Source organism: bacterium (genome assembly GCA_035371905.1).
Taxonomy (GTDB): Bacteria; Ratteibacteria; UBA8468; order B48-G9; family JAFGKM01; genus JAMWDI01.
Genome location: DAORXQ010000056.1, coordinates 1 through 11,619, shown reverse-complemented (window position 1 = coordinate 11,619; position 11,619 = coordinate 1). Strand labels below are relative to the sequence as shown.

8 protein-coding genes are annotated in these 11,619 nt (G+C 28.9%); 6 read left to right on the top strand and 2 right to left on the bottom strand.

Translation table 11 applies throughout. The features are described from left to right. Nucleotides 1-647: aconitase family protein (locus PKV21_06645; protein HOM27168.1), on the bottom strand; the 647-nt coding region annotated here is incomplete at its 3' end. A gap of 1 nt (nt 648) precedes the next feature. Then, nucleotides 649-2,178, bottom strand: a complete 1,530-nt coding sequence (locus tag PKV21_06640) for a 2-isopropylmalate synthase (protein HOM27167.1) — start codon at nt 2,176-2,178, stop codon at nt 649-651. 83 nt (nt 2,179-2,261) lie between these two features. Between PKV21_06640 and PKV21_06635 the strand changes: the two genes are divergently transcribed. The 6 genes from PKV21_06635 to PKV21_06610 all read left to right on the top strand — a co-directional run. Then, nucleotides 2,262-2,864 carry a hypothetical protein gene (locus PKV21_06635; GenBank protein HOM27166.1) on the top strand — a complete coding sequence of 201 codons (603 nt, stop codon included), beginning with the start codon at nt 2,262-2,264 and terminating at the stop codon, nt 2,862-2,864. Nucleotides 2,865-2,947: 83 nt separating this feature from the next. Further along, nucleotides 2,948-3,952 (top strand): LacI family DNA-binding transcriptional regulator, encoded by a 1,005-nt coding sequence (locus PKV21_06630; GenBank protein HOM27165.1) that lies wholly within the window; start codon nt 2,948-2,950, stop codon nt 3,950-3,952. Nucleotides 3,953-3,956: 4 nt separating this feature from the next. Next, nucleotides 3,957-4,730 carry a type II secretion system protein gene (locus PKV21_06625; protein ID HOM27164.1) on the top strand — a complete coding sequence of 258 codons (774 nt, stop codon included), beginning with the start codon at nt 3,957-3,959 and terminating at the stop codon, nt 4,728-4,730. Nucleotides 4,731-4,750: 20 nt separating this feature from the next. Further along, nucleotides 4,751-8,149 (top strand): hypothetical protein, encoded by a 3,399-nt coding sequence (locus PKV21_06620; protein ID HOM27163.1) that lies wholly within the window; start codon nt 4,751-4,753, stop codon nt 8,147-8,149. Between the two features lie 15 nt (nt 8,150-8,164). After that, on the top strand, nt 8,165-8,914 hold the full coding sequence (locus PKV21_06615) for a hypothetical protein (GenBank protein HOM27162.1): 750 nt from the start codon (nt 8,165-8,167) through the stop codon (nt 8,912-8,914). Beyond that, nucleotides 8,911-11,619, top strand: a 2,709-nt coding sequence (locus PKV21_06610; GenBank protein ID HOM27161.1) for a DUF6067 family protein, incomplete at its 3' end; no start/stop codon positions are given. The genes PKV21_06615 and PKV21_06610, both read left to right, overlap by 4 nt.

The following is an 11,619-nucleotide window of genomic DNA, read 5'->3' as shown; positions in this document are numbered from 1 at the left end:
ATAGCCATATTACACATTGTAAATCTATCATCAATTGGTAAATTTTCAATAACAGGACCTGTAAATTCCATACTTTTATAATTTGCTCCATCAACACCAATTAAACCGATTGTGTAAATAATTAAATCTTTTCCACCAACATAATCATTCAGTTTCCCATAATAATAAAATTTTATAGTTTCTGGTACTTTAAACCACAATTTTCCTGTTATTATTGCATAAGCAACATCAGTACTTCCAACTCCTGTAGAAAATGCTCCAACTGCTCCATATGTACAGGTATGGCTATCCGCACCAATAATTAACTGTCCTGGTAAAGTCAGTCCTTCTTCCGGTAAAAGTGCGTGTTCAATCCCAACACTCCCAATTTCGTAAAATTTAACGCCATATTTTTTTGAAAAGTCTCTTATTTTTTTTACAAGTTCAGCACTTTTAATATCCTTACATGGTGTAAAATGGTCTGGTACAAGAACTATCTTTGAAGGTTCAAAAACATTTTCAGCACCAACTTTTTCAAATTCTTCAATAGCAAGAGGTCCTGTTATGTCATTGGCAAGAATTAAATCAACACTGCATTCCACATATTCAGAAGGAAAAACTTCTTCTCTTCCACAATGTTTTGCAAGAATTTTCTGGGATATTGTCATTTTATGCTCCTTTGATTATCTTTTTTCCTGTCTCTTTTCTTACAAGATAAAAATTTATTGCATTTAAATATGCTTTTCCACTTGCTTCAATTATATCTGTACTTACACCTTTTCCATAAACAGTAATTCCATTAATTTCAAGTGTCACATTTACTTCTCCTTGAGCATCCTTACCCCCTGTTATCGCATTAATTTTATATTCTTTTAAGATAGGTGAGAGTTTTGTAATTCTGTCTATTGCTTTATAAAGTGCATCAACTGGTCCATCTCCTCTTGAAGCATCTTCTATTATTTTCCCTTCTTTTTTTAATCTCACAGTTGCCGAAGGAATTGTGGATGAACCTGAAATTATATGGAAGTATTCAAGTGAATAAATGGATTTAATAGAAACAAACTCTTCTTCTGCTATAGCAATTAAATCTATATCATGAATATCTTTTTTCTTTTCAGCAAGTTTTTTAAATTTCTCAAATATTACTTCAAATTTTTCATCACTAAATTCAAATCCCAATGTTTTCAACCTTTCTCTTAAAGCATGTCTTCCAGAATGTTTTCCAAGAACAAGTTCGCTTTCAGGTATCCCTATCATCTTCGGGTCCATTATTTCGTAGGTCAATCTGTGTTTCAATATTCCATCCTGATGGATTCCTGCCTCATGTCTGAAAGCATTTTTACCAACAATTGCCTTGTTTGGTTGAACTGGAATACCAGTTAAAGTTGAGACGAGACGACTTGTTTTGTAAATTTCCTGTGTCTTTATATTTGTTTCAACTTTATAATAATTTTTTCTGACAACAAGATTCATAACAATTTCTTCTAAAGATGCATTTCCTGCTCTTTCACCAATTCCATTTATTGTACATTCAACCTGTCTTGCTCCATTTAAAATTGCTGACAGAGAATTACTTACAGCAAGTCCTAAATCATTATGACAGTGAACACTTATAATAATATCTTCGGGTAAATTTTCTTTTAAAAATTTTATAAGTTTCCCGAATTCTTCAGGTATTGCATAACCAACTGTGTCTGGAATATTTAATGTTTTTGCACCTTCTTCTATAACTGCTTTACAGACATCAAGAAGGAAATCTGGTTCTGTTCTTGAAGCATCTTCTGGAGAAAATTCAATATCATCAATAAATTTTTTTGCATATTTTACCTTTTCTTTTGCTATTCTTATTATCTCCTCTTTTGCTTTTTTTAATTTATATTTTCTGTGTATTTCACTCGTTGCAAGAAAAAGATGTAATCTTGGTTTTCTTGCCTTTTCAAGTGATTTTAAAGCAATATCAATATCTTCATCTCTACACCTTGCAAGAGCACATACAATAGACTTTTTAACATTTTCTCCAATAATTCTTACTGCTTTTGCATCATCAGGACTTGAAATAGGGAATCCTCCTTCAATAATATCAACACCGAGTTTTTCAAGTTGTAAAGCAATTTTAAGTTTTTCATCGCTTGTTAAACTTGCTCCCGGTGATTGCTCACCATCCCTTAAAGTTGTGTCAAAAATCAATACCTTTTCCATTTTTCTCCTTTTTTATTATATTATCATAAAAGTTGACCTTAATAAAGAAGAGCGTTAAAATAAATTACTAAAAGGGTAAAAAGATGAGAAAAGTTATCTTCTTAATTTGCCTTTGTGTTTTAATATCTGGATGTAGTAGAAATAAAATAAATCTGGAAGAAGTTTTGAGTTCTGAACAAATAGAAGAAGCAATAAATTATGGTAAAGAAAATGTCTCTTTAACTTTTACAGAATTTACAGAAAAATGGACAGTAGGGTATGAATATGAGTACGGCAAAGGCAGAGCTACATTGATTACTCCCTTTTTAAGAGTTGCCCTGCTTTCAAAAAATGCTACAGAAAAACATCAAAAAGTTGAAATGAATATTATAAATATGGCTTTAAAGGATATTTCTGATAAACTTTATTTCAGAGTTTCTCTGTTTGGTAATTATGCAACATTTGGAAGAACTGTAAAATTTTATTTAGAATATGATGGTAAAAAAATCCAGCCATTATCATATTATATGAGTCCTTATTCTCAATTTACAAGGGATTATTATCATATTTCAGAGGGTGAAGTTAAGTTTTCAAATAAAGAAATACCTAAAGATGCAAAAATTAAACTTGTTGCAGTTTTCAAACCTTATGAGAATGAGAAGGAAAAAAGTTGTTCTTTTGAATTTGATTTAAGTAAATATAAATAAGCCATTTCAAAAAGTTCAAATTCCTCTTGACAAAATTTTAATTATATAGTATAATATATCATAGGATAATAAAGGATAATAAAATGAAGGAAAGGCCAAGTTTAAAAGATATTGCAAGATTAGCAGGTGTGTCAAAAGTAGTTGTATATACTGTTTTAAAAGGAAGGGAAAATAAAGGAATATTTGTAAGTAAAAAGACAAAAGAAAAAATATTAAAAATTGCAGAAGAAATAGGATATGTCCCACCAAAAAGTGCAAAAGAATTATTTACAGGAAGGTCTGATACCATAGGAATAATATTTCACAAATTAACTTCATTTTTTTCTTCTCTTGTTGAATTATTACAAATAGAGGCACAGAAAGATGGTTTGGAAATAACTCCTTATATAACAAATGGTGATTGGAAACTTGAAAAACATTATCTTGATATATGTAGAGATGGAAGGGTTGATGGAATAATAACAGTTGCTCATACAGACAAAAGTGTTGAGTTATACAAAAAATATACAAAAAAGCCATACAATTTAAAGATACTTTCTTATGGACCTTATATTGAAGGAGTTCCAACAATACATTTTAATGAAGAGAAAGCAGGAAGATTAGCAGCAGAACATTTACTTGAGATTGGATGTAGAAAGATTGCTATTTTTGGTGGAGAAAAGGGTTCAGGAAGATATAATGGATTTGTGAATTATTTAAAAGAAAGAGGGAATGAGCCGATTATTTTTGTAAAAGATAAATTTGTTGGTTATTATGAAGATGGAATTTTGCTTGCAGAAGAATTTTTTAATCAAAGTCAAATTCCTGATGGTGTATTCGCTTATAATGATTTACTTGGTGTAATCCTTATAAAAGAGGCAAAAAAGAAAGGAATAAAAGTTCCAGAAGATATTGCAATAATTGGATGTGATAATTCAGAGGTTTGTTTATATAGTGAGGTAGAATTAACAAGCATAGATACAAATATAAAAGAAGTTGTGAAAAAAGCAATTAAACTAATGAAGAAAATGATAAATGGAGAAGAGATACCTAAAAAAACAATAGTAGATGTGAAATTGATAAAAAGAAAAAGTACTGAAAGGAGGTGAAAATATGAAAAGAGAAAATAAAATTAATAAAAAGAATAGGAAGGAGGTGAATAAAATGTACAAATTTTTATCAACAATTTCACATAGTAGAAAAAGAAAGGGCTTCACATTGATAGAATTGCTTGTTGTGGTAGCAATAATAAGTATTCTTGCAGCAATGCTTTTACCCACCTTAAATAATGTAAGAGAAAGAGCAAGACAGATAACTTGTATGAATAATATGAAACAGATAGGAATGGGATATTTAATGTATACTCAAGACCATGATGAATATTTTCCTCCACTTTCAGATGGGAAACCAGAACAAAGTTTTTGGTATAAAGGTGTAACATGGCTTGGATATTTCCCAAAAAACGAATATTATAAACTTACTTTTCAGGCAACTGCTGGAAGAAATCCAAAAATGCCTTGTTTGTGGGTCTGTCCAACTGACCTTAAAGTAAATAGATATAAATATGGCACTTCCAAAGATAATCTTTATTGGATAGGAAGTCAGTATGGAAGTTATGGATGTAATATGAGTATTATGGGAAGAGGTCCTTCCCCGTATACACAATCTATAAAAATTTCAAAAATTAAAAAACCTTCTCAAACATTATTAATTGGAGAATCTATGGTAAGTCCAAATAGAAGTGCTACTTGTCTTCACTTTGGAGGATTAAATCCTACAAGATTCAAACATAATAATTTTACTTTTATGAATGCGTTTTTTGTTGATGGACATGCAGAGGCAATTTCAGTTAAAAATTATGGTTGGATAATAATAACTGTGCCATAAAGTAAAAGGAGGAAAAGTATATGATGAGAATAAAAGAAATAATTTTTTGTAGTTTGATATTATCAGTATTAGTACAAGGAGGGAACACTTATATAGTTCCTTTAATGAAAAAAATACCAAAGATAGATGGATATATTAATGAAGACGAGTGGGAAGAGAGTATCAGATTTGATGGGTTTATAGACAGTGGAAATAAATTAGACCTAAGAAAATGTATTGGTTTTATAGGTGCAACTGATGAAAAAATTTATATTTCAATTATTTCTGAAATGCCTCAGAATTTTAATTTAATTTCTGAAGTAAAGCAAAATAGCGAAGAAATAATTTATGATGATAATATTGAAGTTTGGATTGACCCTTATCCTGAAAATGAGATAAAAACTATATATAAAATGATTTGCAATTCAATTGGATATGTTTATTATTCAATTTTTCAAAAAGTTAAAGATGAGAGTAAAGTATTGGAATGGGCAGGAGGGTGTAGAATTAAAAACGGTATTCATAATAAAATGTGGCATTGTGAAATTGAAATACCAATAAAAAACATTGAAAAAAATAGAAAAATAACAGATGGAAATTGGAAAATAAATATAGTTAGAAATTTCAAACAGCCGTGGACTTTTACAAGTATTGGTAGTGAATTTAATAATTTTATTTCTAAAAATGATAATGTTTTCAAATTTTCAAATGATAAAGGAATTATAGTTAAAGAAAAACATCTCAAAGACCCTTTTTTGGGAAATATTTATTATGTTTGTGAATTATATAATCCTTTAAAAAAGGAGATAAAAGCGAATGTAAATATTTCAATAAAAAGATTTGGAAATGTAGAAGGGTTTTCAAAAAAAGAAGAAATTATTCTTTTACCTGGTGAAAAAAAAGAAGTTATAGTAGATAAAGAAGATTCAAAAGAATATAGATTTGTTCTTGAAACATCAATTCAAAATATTGAAAATAATGAAGTTTTTTTTAGTAGGGGACCAATTTATTGGAAAAATTTTAATATTTTGAACTGGAAGGAAAGAGATGAAAAATGGATAAATTATAAAAAAGAAATTCCAGGAGCAGATTTTATTATTAGTTATTATCCTTATCTAAATAAAATAAAAATCTTTACATCTATTGCAAATATACTTGAAAAAGATGGAAAAGTAGAAAAAGTTAGATACAAAATAATAAATATTGAAACACAAAGAGAGGAAATAAGTTTTTATTTAGGTATAGAAGAATTTAAAAATGGTTTATGTGAGAAAATTTTTGATTTACCACATCTTATGGGAAGATATAAAATTACTATGCAAATAATTGGAAAAAATATTCCAGAAGGAGAAGTGATAAAATATTTTGAAAGGAAAAGTTTTGAGTGGGAACATAATAATTTAGGAAAATCAAGAAAGGTTTACCCACCTTTTATTCCAATAAAAAAAGAAGGCAATAAGTTATACACAGTTTTAAAAGAATATGCAGTAAATAATATTGGTCTTTTATCTTCAATAATAACAGAAGATCAACAGGGTATTAATAAAAAAGAAATACTTGCTGGAGAGATAAAATATAAAGGAAAAATAGATGGAAAAGAAGAAAATATTGAAAAAAGCCAACTTATATACAAAGAAATTTCAGAAGATAGAATAATAATGGAAAGTAACTTCAAAATTGGCAAATTAGAGATAAACTCTATTTCTTTTCTTGATTATGATGGAATGTTGAAAGTGGATCTAACTATAAATCCATGTGATGTAAGAGTAGATGAATTAACTCTTGAAATACCAATAAAAAATGATGTTGCAACTTTAATGCATGCAATGAGTACAGATATAAGAGACCCAATTTTGACTACTTATGTTCCTCCTGGTGAGGGATTGATATGGGATTCTAATAAATTACCTCCTACACAATTTAATCGTGTCTTCCCTTCTAATTTTTGTACTTATATATATGTGGGTAATGAACATAGAGGAATTAGTTGGTTTTGTGAAAATGATAAAGGTTGGTCAAGGGATGAAAAGAAACCCAATTTACAGATTGTAAGAGAAAAAGATGTATTAAAAATCCAGATAAATCTTATTAACAAACCAATAATTATAACAAAACCACAGACAATAACATTTGGAATACTTGCTGCGCCTGTAAAACCGAAATTAAAAGGTTGGAGATATAGATGGGTGAAAGAAAATTTTGGTTTAGTGGCAACTGATTCTGTTTGGTTCGGTTATCCTTGTTGTGGAAGTGTTTATCCATTAGGAAAAGATACATATATATTTGAAATATTAGGAAAGGCGAATAGAAGAGAAAAAATTACAGAGGAAGAAATGAAAATTTTTAAAGAAAAATTGAAGAAATATAGTGAATCACTTGGTAAAGAACAGGGTATTGATAGATTTTTAGGGAATAGTATGGAAGTAAAACTAAATATTCAGCGAAATATAAAAAATACAATTTTTTATTATAACAGAGCAACCTTTCCAGCTGCTGAAGAATTCCAGACATTTATGGATGAGTGGGCTTTGAAGGAATATAATAATCATTATAGACCATATGGAATTTGGGAATTGGGTGTTGATGGTGTCTGGGAAGAAGATATAGTTCCAACTGAATCATATATTGATTTTGCTGTCTGGTGGTATAAAAAAGCGATAGAATTAGCAAATGCAAGTGTTATATACTGGGATAATTATTTTTTCATTCCATCTACAAATACTATGACAACATCAGCATATAAAAAAGAGGATGGAACAATTATGTCATCAACAGGACTTTGGGGATTGAGAGAACTTGTTAAAAGAACATTTATAATGATGAATGAACTTGGTAAAGAGCCATTTACAATGGTTCACATGACAAGTACTCAAATATTGCCTTTATATTCATTTGCTACAATTCAACTTGACCTTGAATGGAAATATAGTAAAGAATTTATGCAGAATAAATTTCCAAGAGAATATTTAAGATTGGTTTCATCAGGAGACCTTCCAGGAACATGGCCTATGGTGATAGGAGATGAACAAACTGACAAAAAAGCATATATAGGTGTATCAATAATTCATGACATCATTGATAGGACTTCTCAATGGTACAAACAATATAGGAAACCGTTTATTGATATGGCAGAAAAAGGAGAAAATTTAATTGTTTATAGATACTGGGATGAAAGACAGCAACCCATATATACAAAAAATCCAGATTTACCCGGAATAGTATATTGTATTCCAGGAAAAGAATCTTTATATGGTGTAGTTTCATATTTGAAAGAAGATACAGAAGATACTGTTTTTATCCATCCTGAGATTTTAAAATTAAACAAATACAAAGTAATAGATATGGAAACAAATCAAGAAATACCTGTTGAAAATAATACATTTAAGTTAAAAATCAAAAAATATGATTTTAAAGTTTTTAAGGTTGTTGAAATACAATAAAAGGAAGGAGTAAAAATGAGAAAAATTTTATTATTGATAAATTTGTTTTTATTTTCAAATTTGTTTGGTGATGATTTTCAATTCTTACCAGAGAGATTTAGAAATAATATTGTCTATTTTAATGATTTTGAAAAAAAAGATGCGAAAGGAAAGATTAACTTATGGGGAATAGAAGAAAAAATAAATTTATCAAGGATAGTATCAGACAATGTTTTTGGAAAATGTTATTTGACTTCTTTAAAACTACCTCCTAAAACCGGGGAACCAGATGAAACTATTATTTTAAAATCAGATAAAATTTTATTTTATAAAGGTTTAACTTTTTCTTTTTGGTGGAGATTTAAAAATGAAAAAAATTTCCCGTTTGTTCTATTTTCATTAGGGATGTTCTCAGGGATAATTACAAATGAAAATTTTGGTCAAATTAATTTTAATTTGAGAAACATAAAACCAATTATAGGTAAATTTAGTGTTAATCCCTATAATAGAGAAATAAAAAATACTCTTATAACCATTTCAGCCGGTGGTTTAGAGATAAAGATGTATCAGAATAGTCAACTTGTATTAGATTTAATTTCACCAAGACCAATGAATGAAAAAGACATATTTAATCAAATAACCATTGGGTATCAAGGAAAAACAGAAATTTTGATAGATGAGATTTTAATAATGGATAGACCAATTAACCTTTTAGAAGTAAAAGATTACTATGAAAGAAAAAAATGTTATTATGAAAATGAGATAATAAAAGGAGGAAGAAAGTGAGAAAAATTTTATTTCTTTTTTTCATGTTTTCAATTTTTTTAAGTTGTAATAATGAGTATAAAAATATAGCACAAGTATCTATTTTTGGGAAAGAACCAAAAATTGATGGTAAAATTGATAAAGATGAGTGGAATGGTGCTATCTCTACAATAGGATTTCAGAAGATTACAGGAAAAAGACAACTTGACCCAAGAATGGGAAGAACTTACTTTGGTTTTTCGGAAAAATATTTATATTTTTTAGTTATAAGTGAATTACCACCTGATGGGAAATTAATAACGAATTGCGAAAATAGGGATAGTAGTGTAATTTTTGATGATGGGATAGAAATTTGGATTGACCCATTCAGAGATGAAAGAGAAAATAAAGATTTACAAAGAACTTTATCTCTTTATCAATGTATTGTAAATTCTTTAGGTGTTGTTTATGATGTAAAATTCAAGGGGGGAATACCAGATACTGGTTGGAATGGTAGATGGGAAGTTGCCAATTCTATTGATAAAGAAAATAAATTATGGATTTGTGAAATACGAATACCATTTGAAGATTTAGAAATTAAAGAGAATTTTTATAATAGGTCAATAGGTGTTTTGATTTCAAGGAATTATAAAAGGCCTTGGGAACAGGCAACATGGTTTCCACATAGAGGAGAATTTTTAAGTTGGTTTGAATATACAAGAATTTATTTAAAAAGAGAATCTGTAAACATTCAAATACTGGACCTTGGTGAAAAATTTTTTGAAGGTCAACCACATTTTAAAGTAAAAATTCTTAACTTAACAAATAATGAAAAACAAATAAAAGCAAAAATTGAAATTTTTTCTTCAAATATGCCATCATTATCTGATGAAAAAATTTTAAATATTTTACCAAAAACATCAGAAATATATGAGTTTAAAGTCCCTGAGAACAGATTTCATGCAGATGCTGACCATTATTTTGATTTAAAAGTTTCATCAATGGATAATAATGAAATTTATATGATGTATAGATGTTTATGGACAAAAGCACCAGAGGAAAAATGGGCAGTAAGGGTTGGCCCAAATCCAGCAAATGCAGTAAGAGTAGCTTTTTTACCAACTTACGGAATTTTAAAGATAAGAATTGATCCAAGTTATTTAGGTGAAGAGTGGAAAGATATTAATTCTGGAGAAATATTAGTTACAAATAAAAAAGGAGAAATAATATATTCCTCAAAATTGAACTGGGAAAAAAATCCTTATGAACAAAAGATTAAGTTAGGTGAAATAGAAGAAGGAGAGTATACAGTCAATTTAAAGTTAAATGGGTATAAAGAGGAGTTTATAAGAAAATTTGAAAGAAAAATATTTGAATGGGAAGGGAATAAATTTGGAATCACTGATAAGGTATATAAACCATTTTTACCAATTAAAGTTAATGGAAAAGAAGTTGAAGTAGTTTTGCGAAAATATATCCAAGATAACATTGGTTTATGGAGTTCAATAAAAGCAAAAGGAGTTGAAGAGAAAAGTGATTATAAAGAATTGCTTGCTTCTCCTATGGTATTTATTTTAGATGGAGAGAAATTAGAAGGAAAGGGTAAATTCACAAAAATAAGTGAAAGTTATGTAATTTATGAAGGAGAAACTGTCAATTCTCCTATAACAATTAAAACTAAATGTACAACTGAATATGATGGATGTATGAAGGTAGAAATGGATTTATTACCAAGTCAGAAAGAAATAAAATCCCTATATTTAGAGATTCCTTTAATTGAGAAATTAACACCTTTGTTTCATGTGTGTACAACTTCTTTAAGAGTAAATCCTGCAGGATATTTACCTAAGGGAGATGGGGTTATATGGACAAGTTCTCAATTTTCTGATGGAAACTGGTACGGAAATTTTAAGCCCTATATTTGGTTAGGGAGTGAAGAAAGAGGTATCTGTTGGTTTGCTGATAATGATAAAGGATGGATAATTGACTGGGAAAAACAGCCACCATGTCTTATTTTAGAAAGAGAAAAAGGAATATTAAAATTAAAAGTAAATTTAATTCAAAAGCCCTCAAAAATTGAAGAAATAAGACATATAGTATTTGGACTTATGGCTACTCCTGCTAAACCTATGCCTATGGATTGGAGAAAAATTTTACTTAATCAGTATTATCCGGGTTATAAAACAATTGTATGGATGGGTTCTACTTATTGGGGATGTGGAGAAATTATGAAAGAAGTTTATCCATTAAATAAAGATATGAGTATTTTGACAAAAATGCAGGAAGTAAGAGTGGCAAAAGGTACAGATACCAAAAAATTTATTCAGGGATGGGAGAGAAGGAATCTCTCAGGTGAATTACCTAAGGACATGAAGGACAAAAAATCTATCATTAATCTTGCCGAGATTTCTTTAAATATGGCTTCTAAAAAATCAGATTATTTCAGTGTTTACTGGGAAGAGTTTCATAGTATATCACAATATCATCCAGAGACAAAAATATTCAAATATGAATGGGGTGGTGGTTATGAGTATACGGGAATATATAATCTTGCACCAAGTTATATAGATTTCAGATGTTGGTTTGCTGCTGAATTTATAAGAAGAGGAATTGGATTATATTTTGACAATGCATATCCTAAAAGAACATATGATATGGAAACTTCAGATGCCTATTTTTTGCCAAACGGAAAAATTCAACCATCCGCAAATATTTGGAGACATCGGGAATATCTCAAAAGAATATGG

Coding starts and splice junctions, on each gene's coding strand:
- PKV21_06640 (HOM27167.1), bottom strand. CDS start 2,178: ATGGAAAAGGTATTGATTTTTGACACAACTTTAAGGGATGGTGAGCAA.
- PKV21_06635 (HOM27166.1), top strand. CDS start 2,262: ATGAGAAAAGTTATCTTCTTAATTTGCCTTTGTGTTTTAATATCTGGA.
- PKV21_06630 (HOM27165.1), top strand. CDS start 2,948: ATGAAGGAAAGGCCAAGTTTAAAAGATATTGCAAGATTAGCAGGTGTG.
- PKV21_06625 (HOM27164.1), top strand. CDS start 3,957: ATGAAAAGAGAAAATAAAATTAATAAAAAGAATAGGAAGGAGGTGAAT.
- PKV21_06620 (HOM27163.1), top strand. CDS start 4,751: ATGATGAGAATAAAAGAAATAATTTTTTGTAGTTTGATATTATCAGTA.
- PKV21_06615 (HOM27162.1), top strand. CDS start 8,165: ATGAGAAAAATTTTATTATTGATAAATTTGTTTTTATTTTCAAATTTG.